The organism is Achromobacter sp. T5-5, from assembly GCF_055397965.1.
This window is the reverse complement of sequence record NZ_AP027919.1, coordinates 3,703,532-3,718,574: the sequence shown is the minus strand read 5'-3', so window position 1 is coordinate 3,718,574 and position 15,043 is coordinate 3,703,532. Positions and strand designations below refer to the sequence as shown.

Annotated in this window: 13 protein-coding genes; 2 read left to right on the top strand and 11 right to left on the bottom strand. The window is 67.7% G+C overall.

Annotated features, from left to right (window positions below):
* Window positions 1-7: 7 nt before the first annotated feature.
* From pdxR to ACZ50Q_RS16870, 7 genes are all read right to left on the bottom strand, one after another.
* A complete protein-coding gene (gene pdxR, locus ACZ50Q_RS16900) occupies window positions 8-1,555 on the bottom strand; it encodes a MocR-like pyridoxine biosynthesis transcription factor PdxR (RefSeq protein WP_464079048.1) in 1,548 nt (515 codons plus the stop codon).
* Between the two features lie 107 nt (window positions 1,556-1,662).
* The gene (locus ACZ50Q_RS16895; protein ID WP_464079047.1) at window positions 1,663-2,490 is read right to left on the bottom strand and encodes an ABC transporter permease subunit; all 828 of its coding nucleotides are present in this window, start codon (window positions 2,488-2,490) and stop codon (window positions 1,663-1,665) included.
* Window positions 2,483-3,316: a taurine ABC transporter ATP-binding protein gene (locus tag ACZ50Q_RS16890; RefSeq protein ID WP_092582355.1), complete on the bottom strand. Its 834-nt coding sequence runs from the start codon at window positions 3,314-3,316 to the stop codon at window positions 2,483-2,485. Before ACZ50Q_RS16890 ends, ACZ50Q_RS16895 begins: the two co-directional genes overlap by 8 nt.
* Before the next feature lie 68 nt (window positions 3,317-3,384).
* On the bottom strand, window positions 3,385-4,416 hold the full coding sequence (gene tauA, locus ACZ50Q_RS16885) for a taurine ABC transporter substrate-binding protein (protein WP_464079046.1): 1,032 nt from the start codon (window positions 4,414-4,416) through the stop codon (window positions 3,385-3,387).
* A gap of 267 nt (window positions 4,417-4,683) precedes the next feature.
* The gene (gene folE / locus ACZ50Q_RS16880) at window positions 4,684-5,229 is read right to left on the bottom strand and encodes a GTP cyclohydrolase I FolE (protein WP_076521233.1); all 546 of its coding nucleotides are present in this window, start codon (window positions 5,227-5,229) and stop codon (window positions 4,684-4,686) included.
* Window positions 5,230-5,371: 142 nt separating this feature from the next.
* Window positions 5,372-6,028 (bottom strand): response regulator, encoded by a 657-nt coding sequence (locus ACZ50Q_RS16875; RefSeq protein ID WP_464079045.1) that lies wholly within the window; start codon window positions 6,026-6,028, stop codon window positions 5,372-5,374.
* A complete protein-coding gene (locus tag ACZ50Q_RS16870) occupies window positions 6,025-7,446 on the bottom strand; it encodes a cache domain-containing protein (protein ID WP_464079044.1) in 1,422 nt (473 codons plus the stop codon). Before ACZ50Q_RS16870 ends, ACZ50Q_RS16875 begins: the two co-directional genes overlap by 4 nt.
* Window positions 7,447-7,759: 313 nt before the next feature.
* On the opposite strand from ACZ50Q_RS16870, the gene ACZ50Q_RS16865 reads away from it, so the two are divergent.
* Complete coding sequence (locus ACZ50Q_RS16865) at window positions 7,760-9,847, top strand: carbon starvation CstA family protein (protein ID WP_092582359.1); 2,088 nt, start codon at window positions 7,760-7,762, stop codon at window positions 9,845-9,847.
* A gap of 21 nt (window positions 9,848-9,868) precedes the next feature.
* The gene (locus ACZ50Q_RS16860) at window positions 9,869-10,081 is read left to right on the top strand and encodes a YbdD/YjiX family protein (RefSeq protein ID WP_085945451.1); all 213 of its coding nucleotides are present in this window, start codon (window positions 9,869-9,871) and stop codon (window positions 10,079-10,081) included.
* 1,164 nt (window positions 10,082-11,245) lie between these two features.
* On the opposite strand, the gene ACZ50Q_RS16855 is transcribed toward ACZ50Q_RS16860, so the two are convergent.
* From ACZ50Q_RS16855 to ACZ50Q_RS16840, 4 genes are read right to left on the bottom strand one after another with little or no spacing between them, the layout of a single operon-like run.
* Window positions 11,246-12,454, bottom strand: coding sequence for an MFS transporter (locus tag ACZ50Q_RS16855; protein ID WP_464079043.1), 1,209 nt, complete (start codon window positions 12,452-12,454; stop codon window positions 11,246-11,248).
* A gap of 40 nt (window positions 12,455-12,494) precedes the next feature.
* Window positions 12,495-13,025, bottom strand: a complete 531-nt coding sequence (locus ACZ50Q_RS16850) for a RidA family protein (protein ID WP_464079042.1) — start codon at window positions 13,023-13,025, stop codon at window positions 12,495-12,497.
* Window positions 13,013-13,894: a PhzF family phenazine biosynthesis protein gene (locus ACZ50Q_RS16845; protein ID WP_464079041.1), complete on the bottom strand. Its 882-nt coding sequence runs from the start codon at window positions 13,892-13,894 to the stop codon at window positions 13,013-13,015. The genes ACZ50Q_RS16850 and ACZ50Q_RS16845 overlap by 13 nt, the downstream gene beginning before the upstream one ends.
* Window positions 13,887-14,855: a Bug family tripartite tricarboxylate transporter substrate binding protein gene (locus ACZ50Q_RS16840; RefSeq protein ID WP_464079040.1), complete on the bottom strand. Its 969-nt coding sequence runs from the start codon at window positions 14,853-14,855 to the stop codon at window positions 13,887-13,889. The genes ACZ50Q_RS16845 and ACZ50Q_RS16840 overlap by 8 nt, the downstream gene beginning before the upstream one ends.
* Between the last annotated feature and the right edge of the window lie 188 nt (window positions 14,856-15,043).

Below are 15,043 nucleotides of genomic sequence, written 5' to 3'. Positions count from 1 at the left end.
GAGGGTTTCAGCCGGTCGGACAGGCGGCCAGGTCTTGCGCGGCGCGGCGCTGGCCGTCCACCACCCTGGCCAGCCGGGCAATGCCGGGCTCGATGTGTTCCGGACGGATGGACGTGAAGCCCACGCGCAGGAAATTGCGGGGCGCATTCGCGCCGTCCATGAAAAACACGTCGCCCGGCTCGACGACGACGCCTTCGGCCAGCGCCGCCTCGGACAAGGCGACGGCATCGAGCCATGGCGGGCCCTGCAGCCAGCACGAGGAGGACCCGGTGATGGGGATGGCCTTGAAATCCGGCAGGTGCCGGGCCAGGGCCTGGGCCAGCACGGTGCCGCGCTTCTGGTAGGCCTGCGACTGGCGGCGCAGCAGCGAATGGTGGTGTCCCAGCGAGATAAAGAGCGAGAACGCGCGCTGGATGTAGGCCGAGGGATGGCGCAGCATCAGGCGGCGCAGCGCGCGCAGTTCGGCGGTCAGCTCGCGCGGCGCGACGATGTAGCCGATGCGCAGCCCGGGCGCGAAGGATTTGGCCAGGCTGCCCACGTAGATGACGCGGCCGTCGCGGTCCAGGCTTTTCAGCGCGGGAATCGCGCCTTCGCCCCAGCGGCTTTCGCTTTCGAAATCATCCTCGATGACCAGGCTGTCGGCCTGCCGCGCCAGCGCCAGCAGGGCGGCGCGGCGTTCCATGGACAGCGTGACGGTGGTGGGGCACTGGTGCCCCGGCGTCACGAAGAGGTAGTCGCAGCCCAGCAGGTGCGTACCGGTGCGCAGGCCCTGTTCGTCCACGGGCAGGGGCAGCAGGTGGCGCGTGTGGCTGGCAAAGATGTTGCGCGCGTCCGGGTAGCCCGGATCTTCCATGCCGACCACCGTGTCCTCGTTCACCAGCAGGTCGGCCAGCAGATAGAGCGCATGCTGCGCGCCCACGGTGATGACGATTTCTTCGGCATCGGCCCAGACGCCGCGGCGCGGCAGCACCTGCGTGCGGATCTGTTCGATCAGCGCGGGGTCGTCATGCGTGATGAGGTCGGGCGCCCAGCTCCGGATGTCCAGCACCGACAGGGCCTTGATGCAGCATTCGCGCCATTCGGCGGTGGGAAAGAGGTCCTGGTCGAACTGGCCGTAGACGAAGGGGTAGGGCTGCTTCTGCCAGTCGCGCGGCTTGGTGATGTTGCGCTGGCGCGAGGGCCGGAAACGCAGGCGCTCGTTCCAGCGCACGCCGCCGGCCTCGCTGGCGTGCGCGGGCGCGGCTTCGGCGGCCGGGCCGGAGTGGCCCTGCATGACGCTGTCGCTGACGAAGTGGCCGCTGCGCTCGCGCGACACCAGATAGCCTTCGCACACGAGCTGCTGGTAGGCGAACACGACGGTGTTGCGCGCGATGCGAAGCTGGTCGGCCAGATAGCGGCTGGAAGGCACCGGCATGCCGGGCGGCAGGTGGCCGCTGAGGATGGCCGACACCAGCATCTGGCGCACGCGCCCCTGCAGGCTGAGGTTGGGCGCGCTGGCTTTTTCGAACAGGCGTTCCCACAACACAGGCTTGAGCATCGAGGCCTGGCTGGACATGGATGGCTCCTTGTGACTGCGGCACGAATGGACGCGCGCTGCCGCGCCCGGTGTTCCTGCCTCAGGATAAAGGAGCCGGATGGGGGAAGGAATGCGGGATTGCCCGGTCAGACGCGCCCCTTCCAGGGGATGGCGAAGCGTTCCAGGTAGCGCACCAGCAGATCGAAGGCGAACGCGAAGAGCCCGATCACGATGATGCCCATGATGACGGTGTCGCTGGCCAGGAACTGGGCGGCGTTCAGCACCATGAAGCCCAGGCCCCGGTCCGCCGCGACCATCTCGGCGGCGACCAGCGTGGTCCAGCCCACCCCGATGCCGATGCGCATGCCCGTGAAGATCTCCGGCATGGCCGCCTTCAGGATCACGTGCCAGACGATCTGGCGGCTGGTGCCGCCCATGGCGTAGGCGGCGTGGATCTGTTCGATGGACACCGAGCGCACGCCCGCGCGCGCGGCGATCGCCATGGGCGCGAAGATCGCCAGGTAGATCAGCAGGATCTTCGGGAACTCGCCGATGCCGAACCAGATGATGATGAGCGGCAGATAGGCCAGCGGCGGCAGCGGGCGGTAGAACTCGATCGGCGGGTCGAAGACGCCGCGTGCGTACCGGTTCACGCCCATCAGGATGCCGACGGGGATGGCGGTGGCGCAGGCCAGGAAGAACGCGCCGAACACGCGGCCCAGGCTGGCGAGCGCGTGCTCGGTCAGCGTGGAGTTGGCCACGCCCTCGGTCATGGCGAAGACGAACTTGTCGTACACGGCGATGGGCGAGGGTAGGAACAGCGGCCGCACCCAGCCGGCGCTGGTGACCAGGAACCAGATCGCGATCAGCGCCAGGCTGGTGAGCAGGCTGATGTGGCCGCTATAGCCCGCGCCCGGCGCCCCGTAGACCTTGCCGGGCGCCGCGGGCGTGTGGCCGGGGCGGCGCTCAGGCATGGAGGGCGTGCGGGGCGGCGGCGCGCTCGTCCCCGTAGATGATGCCGAGGACTTGTTCGCGCATGGCGATGAAGTCGGGACTGGATTTGATGCCACGGCCATCGCGGGTCTCCAGGTAGCGCCGGTTGAAGGCCGGCTCGAACGTGTGCGTGATCCGGCCCGGGCGCGGCGACATGACGATCAGCCGGGAACCCAGGAAGAGGGCTTCTTCCACGCTGTGGGTGATGAAGAAAAACATCTTGTCGGTCTGCCGCCAGATGTCCAGCAGCAGTTCCTGGATGGTCTCCCGGGTCAGCGCGTCCAGCGCGGCCATGGGCTCGTCCATCAGCAGCATGGCCGGGTCGCAGGTCAGCGCGCGCGCGATCCCCACGCGCTGCTGCATGCCGCCCGACAACTGGTAGATCATGTGGCGGTGGAAGTCCTGCAGGCCCACCAGCTCCAGGTTGCGGCGGGCGCGGGCGCGGCGCGTCGCCTTGTCCACGCCTTGCAGCTTGAGCCCGAATTCCGTGTTCTCCAGCACGTTCAGCCAGGGCAGCAGCGCATGCTTCTGGAACACGACGCCCCGGTCCGCGCCCGGACCGACGATGGGCTTGCCGCCCAGCGTGATCTCGCCTTCGGTGGGGGACAGAAAGCCGGCCAGCAGGCTGAGCAGGGTGGTCTTGCCGCAGCCCGACGCGCCCAGCGCGACGACGAACTCGCCCGGCTGGATGGTCAGGTTGACGCCTTGCAGCGCGATGACCGGGCCGCTGTCGTGCAGGCCGGGATAGGTGACACCGACGCCTTGCGCGCACAGGCGCTGCGCGGCGGTTGTGGACTGCATGGTCATGCCGTTCCCCCTGTTCTGTGGGACGCCGTCCGCGGCGGGACAGGCGGCGCCGCCGCAAGCGCGTGGCCCTACTTGCCGGCGGCCGCTTTTGCGTACTGGTCGGTGACGAAGGGGCTGTAGTCGTCCAGCGCCTTGTCGATCTGCTTCTGGTCCTTCAGGAATTTGGCGCTGGCCGCGAAGGCGCGCGCGGCGCCCGATTCCTTGCCGCCGCCCAGCCAGGTCGTGGAGGCCTGTTCCTCGACGGTCGGGAAGACCAGCAGGCCCAGCGCCTCGACGATGTCTTCCGGCTTGCCGCCGATCAGCTTCACGATGCCCTTGACCTGCGGGGAATCCGCCGTCCACTTGGCGCCATTGGCGCGATAGTCGGCATAGGACTTGGCCAGCACGCCGGTAAAGGCGGCCATGAACTTCGGGTGTTTCTGCGCCCAGGCTTTGTCGACCACGATGCCGTCGAACGTGGGCACGCTGGCGGCGCCGATCTGCTCGGAGTCGGCGATGATCTTGCCGGTCTTGGCGATCTCGGTCAGGGCGGGCGGCCAGACGTAGGCGGCGTCGATGTCGCCGCGCGTCCAGGCGGCCACGATCTGCGGCGGCTGCATGTTCAGGATGCGCACGTCGCGGGGCGGCACCTTCCAGACCTGCTCCAGCCCGACCAGCAGGTGAAAGTGCGAGGTGGACACGAAGGGCGTGGCGACACGCTTGCCCTTCAGGTCGGCGGTGCTGTTGATGCCGGACCCGTTGCGCGCCACCAGCGCCTCGGATTTGCCGATGTTGTCCAGGATCCAGAAAAGCTGCATGTCCACGCCGCGCGTCACGCCGGACGTGATGCCGGTCGAGCCCAGCACGCCGACCGGCACGTTGCCGGAGGCGAGGGCGGTTGAGATGTCGCCGCCGGACGTGAACTGGCGCCAGTCCACCTGGTAGCCGGCCTCTTTGACCGCCTTGTCGAAACTGCCATCCGCGATCGCGGACAGGAAAGGCCCTACGATGAGCTGGTAGCCGACCACGAGCTTGGTCTGCGCATAAGCTGGCGCGGCGGTCAGCGCGGCGGCCAGGCCGGCCAGGGTGCAGCGGCGTATCAGGCGGTATATCGCGTTCATGGAGATCTCCGGGAGAGAACGGCCGCGCCCCGGCGCGACCGGCTTGCTGGTTCCAGTGTGCCCGGATGGGACCAGAACGCTAGGGCCAGATGTCCGGATCAGTAGGAGCCAAACGCGCAGGCCTTAATCAAGCCCAAAACGCAGGAGCCCAAAACGGCCGGGCCCGCCTGCCGCGCCGGCGGCGCCGGAAACGGCATCGTCGTCGCAGCGGGCGGGCCCGCGATATGCGCCAAAAGGATGAGGGACGGTGTCAGACACCGTTACCCATCAGCGGATCAGGCTGAGGAATTCGGCGCGGGTGGAGGGGTTGTCGTGGAATTCGCCCAGCATCACCGAGGTGACCATGGAGGAATTCTGCTTTTCGACGCCGCGCATCATCATGCACATGTGCTGCGCTTCGATGACCACCGCCACGCCGGCCGCGCCGGTGACGCTTTGGATCGCCTCGGCGACCTGGCGGCTGAGGTTCTCCTGGATCTGCAGGCGGCGGGCGTACATCTCGACGATGCGGGCCACCTTGGACAGGCCCAGCACCTTGCCGGCCGGCAGATAGGCGACGTGCGCCTTGCCGATGAAGGGCAGCATGTGGTGCTCGCACAGCGAGTACAGCTCGATGTTCTTGACCAGCACGATCTCGCGCGTGTCGGACGTGAACAGGGCGCCGTTGACGATTTCGTCCAGGTCCTGGCCGTAGCCGCGGCACAGGTGGCGCATGGCCTTGGCGGCGCGCGCGGGCGTATCGGCCAGCCCTTCGCGGGACGGATCTTCCCCTAGTGCTTCAAGAATGGCGGTGTAATGCTTTTCCAATGACATGGGGGACTCCTGGCTGCGCGCGCCCTTTGGCGCGGGTGATGCGTATTGTGGCGAGTGGTGATGCGTCGGTGAACGCAAGTCTACCTCAGCGGGGCAGGCAGTCTGCGGGCGGTCCGGCGGCATGTGGGGGTATTGCCGGCATTCAGACCCCTCGGTTTTCGACTGCATACTTGATGAGCTCGGCCTGGCCGTCGATGCCCAGCTTGCGCTTGATGTTCAGGCGGTGCGTTTCGACCGTGCGCACCGACAATCCCAGCAGATGGGCGATCTGCTTGTTGGCGTAGCCGTCGGCAATGTGGCGCAGCACGTCGCGTTCGCGGTGGGTCAGCAGGGTCGCCAGGGCGCTGGCCTGCGACAGCCGGACCGCCGCCGCCGCGCTGAAGTAGCTGCGGCCGGCCATGACCGCCTCGATGGCGGTGATGATTTCCTGCGCCGGTTCATCCTTGAGCAGGTAGCCGCGCGCGCCGGCCTTCACGGCCTGCACCATGTATTCCGGATTGTCGTGCATGGACAGCACCAGGACCGCGATCTGGGGATAGCGCTCATGCAGCAGCTCGGTCAGCTCAAGCCCGCCCACCCCCGGCATGTTCAGGTCCATGAGCGCCAGGTGCGGCAGCGTGCCGCCCATAGGATCCTCGGCCAGGCAGGCAGCCAGGAAGGCCTGGGCCGCGGCGGCGTTGCCCGCTTCGCCCACGACCCGCAACTGCGGCACCGTTTCCAGGCGCAGGCGCAGGCCGTCGCGCACCAGGGGGTGATCGTCGATCAGCAGGAGGCGGACGGTGTCGGGCAGGTCGGTCATGCTTGGGGATTCGCAAGAGGGGCGCCGGCGGGCGGCAGCGGTAGCCACGCCTGCAAGGTCGTGCCTTGGGCGGTGGAATGGAAGGTCAGGGTGCCGGCCAGCGCGTTCATGCGTTCGCGCATATTGCGCAGGCCGATGCCGCGGTGGGGGTCCTGCTGCACCTCGGCGTCGTCGAAGCCGCGGCCGTCGTCGCTGATGGTCAGGCGCAGATCGCGCGCGGAATAGGCCAGCGTCAGGTCGGCGCGGGTCGCGCCGGCGTGGCGCAGGACGTTGGTCAGCGCCTCCTGGGTCACGCGGAACAGCGCGGTGGCGTAGGCGTCGGGCAGCTTGACGGGCTGCCCGGTGGTGCGCAGCGCCACCGCCAGCGGCGGCGCGCCGTCCTCGGCGCGGATGGCGAATTCCCGGCCCAGGTGTTCCAGCGCGGCGGGCAGGCCCAGGTCGTCAAGCAGGGTGGGGCGCAGGTTGTGCGAAATGCGCCGGACCTCGCCCACCGCCGTGTTCAGGCGGTCCAGGGCGCCGCCCAGCGGCGTGTCGATGTGCGCGAGCGCGCGCGGATTGTCCGAATGCGCCTGGCGCAACCGTTCGCGCGCGGCCTCGAGCGACAGCTTGACGGACACCAGCACCTGGCTGATCCCGTCATGCAACTCGCGCGACAGGCGGGCGCGCTCGTCTTCCTGCGAACGCACGACCTGCCGGGCCATCAGGCGCAGCTTGGCGTCGGACTGGCGGTGGTCGCTGATATTGAGGGCCAGGCCGCAGGCCGCCACGCCCAGGATGGACACGGCCGCGATGCCCGCCACCCAGGCGAACATGTCGCGGATGTTGGCCTGCGCGGCGGCGTCGATGCGCACCAGGGCCTGCTCCACGTCGTCCAGGTAAATGCCGGTGCCCAGCATCCAGCCCCAGCGCTCCAGCACCACCACGTAGCCCAGCTTCTCGACGGTGCGGTGGGTGGAGGGCTTTTCCCACAGGTAATGCACCACTTCGCCCTGCTGGCCGCCGCGCCGCGCGGCCGTCAGCAGATTCTGGATGACCGCCTGGCCCTTCGTGTCACGCAGATTCCAGAGGTCCTGGCCGACCAGTTCGGGCTGGCGCGGATGCATCAGGTTGCGGCCGTGCAGGTCGTAGACGAAGAAATAGCCGTCGTGGCCGAACTCCATCTGCGCCAGCAGGTCCAGCGCCCGCTGGCGGGTGGCCTCGTCGTCGCCCGACGCCTGCAGGGGCGCGATGGCGCTGTAGGCCAGGTTCACGTAGTGGCGCAGCTCGCCTTCCTTGCTGGCCAGCCAGGCGGTTTCCACCACCTGTTTTTCGCGCTGCGCAAGCTGCAGTCCCTGCACGTACACAGCGACCGTGATGGCGGCGACGGCCGCCAGCAGGGGGACCGCCGCGAGCAGCAGGATTTTGAGGCGCAGCTTCATAAGGATTTGTATCAGCGCGGGCTGGGATTGCTGCGGCGCGTCAGGGACGGAGCGCCGGTAGGAAACGCGGAAATTCCCGTGGGATTTTACGTTTTTCAGGAAATTTTGCTGCGCCGCACGGCGTAGTAACACGTAGCCGGCTTGCGTAGTTCCGCGCTTGTTGGGGTGGCGCCGCGGCGGAATACTGGCGCCCGCGTCGACGGGACGCAGTGCGGACGTGCGCGTCCGCCACCCCACAACAATGAGTCTGCCTTCCGCGGGACGAAAAAAGCGTTTCACGCCAAGAGCATGGCGGGAGGCAAGAGGAGCACTTATGCATACCAGCAGTAAGGGACTGGGTCAGCACCTGGTCTGGCTGGCGGTTGCGGTACTGGGCGCGTTCGCGCTGGGCACCGTGGCGCTGGCCAGAGGGGAGACCATCAATGCGCTATGGGTGGTGATCGCCGCCGTCTGCGTCTATCTCATCGCCTACCGCTACTACAGCCGGTTCATCGCGCGCAAGGTCTTCCAGCTTGACCCCACGCGGATGACGCCGGCCTGGAAGTACAACGACGGCCTGGACTACGTGCCCACCAACAAGCACGTGCTGTTCGGCCACCATTTCGCCGCCATCGCCGGCGCCGGTCCCCTGGTCGGCCCGGTGCTGGCCGCGCAGATGGGCTATCTGCCGGGCATGCTGTGGATCCTGGCCGGCGTGGTGTTCGCCGGCGCCGTGCAGGACTTCACCATCCTCTTCATCTCCACCCGCCGCGACGGCCGCTCGCTGGGCGACCTGGTCAAGTCGGAACTGGGCAAGATCCCGGGCGTGATCGCGCTGTTCGGCGCGTTCATGATCATGGTCATCATCCTGGCCGTGCTGGCGCTGATCGTCGTGAAGGCGCTGACGCATTCGCCGTGGGGCACGTTCACGGTGGCCGCCACCATTCCCATCGCGCTCTTCATGGGCGTGTACCTGCGCTACATCCGTCCGGGCAAGATCGGCGAAGTGTCCGTCATCGGCTTCCTGGGCCTGATGGCGGCCATCACCTTCGGCCAGGACGTGGCCGCGCACCCGGTCATCGGCCCGATGTTCGACTTCGACGGCAAGGGCCTGACCTGGATCCTGATCGTCTACGGCTTCATCGCCTCCGTGCTGCCCGTGTGGCTGCTGCTGGCCCCGCGCGACTACCTGTCGACCTTCCTGAAGATCGGCACCATCGTGGGTCTGGCGATCGGCATCGTGGTCGTGGCGCCCGAGCTGAAGATGCCCGCGCTGACGCAATTCGTCGACGGCTCCGGGCCGGTGTGGTCGGGCAACCTGTTCCCGTTCCTCTTCATCACCATCGCCTGCGGCGCGGTGTCGGGCTTTCACGCGCTGATCTCCTCGGGCACCACGCCCAAGCTGATCGAAAACGAAACCCAGGCCCGCTACATCGGTTACGGCGGCATGCTGATGGAATCGTTCGTCGCCATCATGGCGCTGGTGGCCGCCTGCGTCATCGAGCCAGGCATCTACTACGCCATGAACAGCCCGGCCGCCGTGATCGGCACGACGCCGGACCAGGTGGCCCAGGTAGTGTCGAGCTGGGGCTTTGTCATCACCCCGGCGGAACTGGTCCAGACCGCCAAGGACGTGGGCGAAAGCACCATCATCTCGCGCGCCGGCGGCGCGCCGACGCTGGCCGTGGGCATGGCCCACATCCTGCACCAGGCGATGGGCGGCCCGGGCATGATGGCGTTCTGGTACCACTTCGCCATCCTGTTCGAGGCACTCTTCATCCTGACCGCCGTCGACGCCGGCACCCGCGCGGGCCGCTTCATGCTGCAGGACCTGCTGGGCACCTTCGCTCCGTCGCTCAAGCGCACGGACTCGCTGCCCGCCAACCTGATCGCCACCGGCCTGTGCGTGGCGGCGTGGGGCTACTTTCTGTATCAGGGCGTGGTCGATCCGCTGGGCGGCATCAACACGCTGTGGCCGCTCTTTGGCATCGCCAACCAGATGCTGGCCGCGATTGCGCTGACGCTGGGCACGGTGGTCCTGTTCAAGATGAAGCGCGACCGCTACGCCTGGGTGACGGTGCTGCCGACCCTGTGGCTGCTGGCGTGCACGCTGACCGCCGGCCTGCAGAAGCTGTTCCATTCGGACCCGCGCGTGAGCTTCCTGGCCCACGCGGACAAGTACAACGCGGCGATCGCCGAAGGCAAGGTGCTGGCGCCCGCCAAATCGCTGGGCGAGATGTCGCGTGTCGTGATGAACGACTACATCAACGCCGGCCTGTGCGCGATCTTCATCTTTGTGGTCGTCAGCATTGTGGTGTTCGGCCTGAAGTCCGTGCAACGCGCCCGCGACGAAAACAAGCCGACGTCCCGCGAGACGCCCTACGAGTCCCTGCCCGCAGCCGCCGCTGCCGGCGCCGACTGATCGTCCACCAGGAGAGGCCGCATGCTGTTCAGCAACATGACTTCGGCAGCCGGCGCCGCCGGCCGGTACCTGGGGCAGACGCTCCGGTTGATGGTCGGCGTGCCGGATTACGAGACGTATGTGGAACACATGCGGCGCACGCATCCTGACCAGGAGCCGATGAGCTACGAGGATTTCTTCCGGGAGCGCCAAGAGGCGCGGTACGGGGGGAAGAAACGGATCGGGTGCTGCTGATTGAAGTTGAAGGCCTTGCTGGTGCGAGGCCTTTTTTTTGGGTTGTTGGAGTTTTGGTTGCGTGTCTGTTTTGGATTTTCGTAGGTCTGCTTGTTCGGGGCCGTTGCATCAGATCTTCGTAGGTCGCCCGACGCCGCGGTCGCCGGGGCCGCGAGCGCCCACGATTGCGGTCCGGAGCCTTCGCTCCGGACTGCCCCTTCGTCATCTTCGTCCAGGCCTTCGGCCTTCCCTTCAGATTCCCTCGGGCGCATCGACGGCGCTCGCGTCCCCGGCGACCGCGACGCCGTGCTGCGAGCGTCTGGGTATGGGGCGCTACAAGACCTGTGGTCAGGGAAGGGGATTTGCGGGGTCGCCGACGAGCTGCCGCGCGGGCGGCGGCTCGCCGGCATTTGGACGTCTGGACGTCGAGGCCGTGTGCGCTTGCGCGCTGGCGCAGACGGTCTTGCTGATGGCGCCCGTCGGGTGGGGGGAGGTGGTGATGGGCGGCGCGGCGACGTGCGTCTTCAGCTTGTCGACCTGTACGCGCCGCCCATCGGGCACTGGATTTGAAATGACGAATGGTGGCGACTGCGCGCTTCTGGTCGCTTCCGGTGTCTGACACCGAGCGTAAGATCGGCTACATACCAAGTGCGCTTCTGGCGGGTGTCAGACACCGGAAGCGACCGGAAGATGCGACACCCGAAGATGCGTGCCCATACGGACGCAAGCATCGCCAAGCACCCAGACACAGCGCACCCACACGCGAAGCGTCATAGCAACGACGCAAGACACCGCGTAAGCCCCCAAAGGCCGCCCGCGCGGCCGGCCGGGGGCGGGCCCCGCAAGACGCTCCAACACCCAACCAACGCAGGCAAGAACCTAAAGAACCCCACCCGTCCCAGCGCCGGCAAAGCTGAAACCACCCGAGCCCGGTGTGGCGTGGGCCTGGGGTGGGCGGGGCGTTTAGGTGCGCCCGGCGGAATCCGAAGGCAGCCGCCGGAGGCGGCAACGAGGATGAGCACGGGGCAGTCCGGAGCGAAGGCTCCGGACCGCAACCGGAGCCCCGCCCGCCCCAGGCCCACGCCGCGCCGGGCGTCAAAAGAACTCAAAAGCCCGCAAGCCCTTAGCCATACCCGCAACAAAATCACAGTAGTAGCAAAAAAAATCACGATAGAGATAATCCCATCACCCCCCCAACCCCCGCCGCAACCGATCCGAATACACCACCAACGGCACCGCCCCCACCGCACACACCGCCATGACAAGAAACCCTCCCGGCGCATAGCTGCGATACACCGCCCCGCCCAGCTGGATACTGGCGAACATGAACACGCCGCCAGAAAGCAGGGCGTACAGGGCGATGGCAGAGGTCTTGCACGCGGCCGGGACGTGGCGCGTGATGTACCACATGATCGCGGCGTTGTTGCCGGCCAGCGTGAAGCACTGCAGCAACTGCAGTCCGCCGATGACGGCAGGGTCCGTCGACGCGGACAGCCCGGCCCAGCGGAGGGCGGTCATGATGGCCGACGTCAGGATCAGCCATTGGGCTCCCGTGCGCGCCAGGATGCGCGGCGCCAGGAAAAAGAACACCACCTCGCTCGTCACCCCCACCACCCACAACAGGGAAATCTGCGCCGTGGACAGCCCGCTCGCCGTCCAATGAAGCGTCGAATAGGAATACAGAAACCCATTGCTCGCCTGCACCAGCGACGCCGCCGCGATGCACATCAGAAGGGGGCGATCGCGCAGCACCTCCCGCATCGGAAACCGGACTGGATCGGGCGCCGGCGCGTCAACCCGGGACGCGTCAACCCGAAGCTCCGCACCCGCCGGTCGCGCCGCGTGCGGCAAGAAGCGCACGCAGGCCAGGCAAGCCACGATCAACAGGATCGACAGCCACATCACCCAATCCGCATCGAACGTCTTGATCAGATACCCGCCCGCCACCGTCACCGTCGCAAACCCCAGCGACCCGCACGCGCGCATCACCGTATAGGAATTGCCCTGTCCGCGCCCGCTGGCGATCGCCATGCGGTCCATCAGCGGCAGCACGGCCGGGAACACGGCGTTCAAGAGCAGCGTCACCGCCAGCAGCCAGGCCGGCGTCTGGCTGAACGGATAGCAGATGAAGAGAATCAGCGATGCCGCCAGCGCCGACGCAATCAGCCCATGCGCGCGGCCGGTCTGGTCCGCCACGTGGGCCACCACCGGCGTCGACAGAATCTTGGGCAGGAACGACGTGGCGACGATCAGCCCGATCAGCGCCGGGTCCAGGCCTCGGCTGGCGAACCACAAAGGCAGGAACGGGATGCTCACGCCCTGCAGGCCGTAGTACAGAAAGTAAAACCCGTGCAAAGCGATGGCGCCTTGCCTGGCGTCGGGATTGCCGCGCATGGTGCAAGAGGGATCAGAGGGGGATGCGAAGCGGCGTAGCTTACTCCTTGGCGGCGCCCGCTTCCCTTGGCAACGCGCAATCCTCCAGCAGCGCGCTGATTTCGATTTCGGCCCAGCAACGGCCCGGCAGGCTCGTCACGCCGATCGCGCTGCGGGCCGGACGCGGCATGTGCGGAAACGCGGCTTCCAGCACTTGCGACGCGCCGTCCAGCACCGCGCTGTGTTCTTCGAAATCCGCCTCGCTGCGCAGATAGCCGCGCAATTGCAGGATGGCGCGGATCCGGCCTAAATCGCCCGCGCACGCCAGGCGCAGCGCGCTCAATGCGCTCAGCGCCGCTTGCGCGCAAGCCGTGCGCGCCATGGCCAGATCGGCGCCTGGCCGACAGACCCCGACGATGGGCATGCCATCCCGGCGGCTGGCCTGGCCGCTCACGCAGACCAGCGTGGCGCCGTGCAACGACGCCAGATGATAAGGAGCATAGGCGCCGCGCGGAACCGGCGGCGCGGGCAAACGCCAGCCGGCCGCGGCCAGCCGCGACGCTGCCGCGTCGGGGCCGTTCAAGTCATCCATTGCGTTTCGCCGCTCAGCCAGCATCCGGGCGCGTCGCCGCGCCGGCGCAGCTGGATCGCCGACGGCGAGCCCATGGCCACGCCCTGACGAACCGTATACACCTGGTCGGGCGACACGCTGCCGGTTTCGTTCAAGTAGCCCCACAAGGCCGCTGCCGCAATGCCGGTGGCGGCGTCCTCGGGGTAGCCGGACGCCTTGGGAAACTGCCGCGCGCTGGCGCCGTCTCCGGTCAGCGCATAAGGGTACAGGCCGGTCGAGCCGATGGCCTCGCACACGTCGCGCACGGCGTCGAAGTCGGGCGCCAAGGCGTTCAGGGCCGCCACGGTCGGAAGCCTGACCAAGGTTTTCACGCGGCTCGTGCTGGCGTTGATCATATGCAGTCCCGGCAGCGCCGGATCAATGCGCAGCACGGCGGCGACCGCGCGGCATTGGGCGGGCGTCATGGCCGACGTGGCGACGGCGGGTTGCGACACCCAGGCGCGGTTTCCGGCCTCGTCCCACGCGATGTCCACGCTGCCGCTCAAGGTCTGAACGCGCGCATGCGGCGTCGTCCACCGCCCCCACTGGCGCAGGGCCCAGAGCGTCCCGACGGTCGCGTGGCCGCACATTTCCATTTCGTGGCCGGGGACGAAGAAGCGAAGCCGGCACAGGTGGTCATCCAAACCGGCCGGCACGACAAAGGAAGACTCGTGGCCGTAATGCGCGGCCAGGGCCTGCATGTCGCTTGCCTGCATGCCACGCGCGTCAAGCACCAGCGGCACGGGGTTTCCGCCTTGCAGGGGCTGCGTGGAATCGACAAAGACACGCAGCAGCGCCGCTTGGCCGGCAGCGGGCTCGGCGGGGAGGCCGATGGGGTGTAGGTCAGTCAAACTGGACTCCAGTCGTGGTGATGAGATCGCTCCAGAAAGCGAGGTCTTGGGAGACGGTGCGGGTCATGGCCTCGGGCGTGTCGGGACGGACATCGACCCCCTTGGCGGCCAGGTCCGCCGCAATGGCCGGATCCCGCAGCGCCGCGTTCAGCGCAAGATTCATCTTCTGCACGATGGCTGGCGGCGTGCCCTTGGGAAAGGCCAGTCCATACCAGAGGGATTGCGTGTAGGCCGGCATGCCCTGTGCCGCGAACGTGGGGACGCCCGGCAGAATGGGGGTCGCCCGGGTGGTGGCCACGGCGATCAGCTTGCCGCTTTGCACGAAGGGAGCCAGGCCGACGGGGTTGTCGAACATGATGTCGACCTGGCCGCCGATCAGGTCCGTGTAGGCGGGCGCCGCCCCGCGGTAGGGCACATGCGTCAGGTCCAGCTGCTTGTCCTTCTTGAACATTTCACCCAGCAGATGCGACACCGTGCCGGCGCCCACCGAGGCATACGTGCCGACGCGGCGCGCCTTCAGCGCGTCGACCACTTCGGGGACCGTGGTTGCCTTCAGCGCGGGCTGCACCGCGAGGACATAGGGCGAGGTGCCGATGAAGCCCACGTATTCGAAATCCTTTTCCGGGTTGTACGGCAGGTTCTTGTAGAGCTTGGCGGCCAGCGCGGTGGTGCTGGTCGTCACGGCGAGCGCGGTATGGCCGTCGGGCTTGGCGCGGGCCGCCTGGCCCGACCCCACCGTTCCGCCGGCGCCGCCGGCATTCTGGATGATCACGGTCTGCTGCAATTGGCGCGACAGGGCCGGTTGCAGCGTGCGCACCACCAGGTCCGTGCCGCCTCCGGCCGGGAAGGGCACGATCAGGGTGATCGGCTTGTCTGGCCAGGCGGCCTCGGCCAGGGCGCTGCCCGGCGGCAAGGCCAGGATGGCCGCGGATAGCAAAGCGGTCGGCAATGCGCGAATCATGGTGTTCCCCTTGTGTGTTGGTTGAATGCCCAAATCGTAGAGAGCGGCCGGGGTGGCGGCGAACCACGGCGCGACAGTATCTGATCCCAGGCGCGACAGCGGAAGCGCCGACGGAGCACCGGGCTTGCACGAAAGCCGCAGCGCGCCGATACTGGCCCCACGCCCATTCCTGCCGCCGCCGGGCACGC

Excerpts from the sequence above, each read along its gene's own strand:
- pdxR (WP_464079048.1), bottom strand. The coding sequence starts at position 1,555 with ATGTCCAGCCAGGCCTCGATGCTCAAGCCTGTGTTGTGGGAACGCCTG.
- ACZ50Q_RS16895 (WP_464079047.1), bottom strand. The coding sequence starts at position 2,490 with ATGCCTGAGCGCCGCCCCGGCCACACGCCCGCGGCGCCCGGCAAGGTC.
- ACZ50Q_RS16890 (WP_092582355.1), bottom strand. The coding sequence starts at position 3,316 with ATGACCATGCAGTCCACAACCGCCGCGCAGCGCCTGTGCGCGCAAGGC.
- tauA (WP_464079046.1), bottom strand. The coding sequence starts at position 4,416 with ATGAACGCGATATACCGCCTGATACGCCGCTGCACCCTGGCCGGCCTG.
- folE (WP_076521233.1), bottom strand. The coding sequence starts at position 5,229 with ATGTCATTGGAAAAGCATTACACCGCCATTCTTGAAGCACTAGGGGAA.
- ACZ50Q_RS16875 (WP_464079045.1), bottom strand. The coding sequence starts at position 6,028 with ATGACCGACCTGCCCGACACCGTCCGCCTCCTGCTGATCGACGATCAC.
- ACZ50Q_RS16870 (WP_464079044.1), bottom strand. The coding sequence starts at position 7,446 with ATGAAGCTGCGCCTCAAAATCCTGCTGCTCGCGGCGGTCCCCCTGCTG.
- ACZ50Q_RS16865 (WP_092582359.1), top strand. The coding sequence starts at position 7,760 with ATGCATACCAGCAGTAAGGGACTGGGTCAGCACCTGGTCTGGCTGGCG.
- ACZ50Q_RS16860 (WP_085945451.1), top strand. The coding sequence starts at position 9,869 with ATGCTGTTCAGCAACATGACTTCGGCAGCCGGCGCCGCCGGCCGGTAC.
- ACZ50Q_RS16855 (WP_464079043.1), bottom strand. The coding sequence starts at position 12,454 with ATGCGCGGCAATCCCGACGCCAGGCAAGGCGCCATCGCTTTGCACGGG.
- ACZ50Q_RS16850 (WP_464079042.1), bottom strand. The coding sequence starts at position 13,025 with ATGGATGACTTGAACGGCCCCGACGCGGCAGCGTCGCGGCTGGCCGCG.
- ACZ50Q_RS16840 (WP_464079040.1), bottom strand. The coding sequence starts at position 14,855 with ATGATTCGCGCATTGCCGACCGCTTTGCTATCCGCGGCCATCCTGGCC.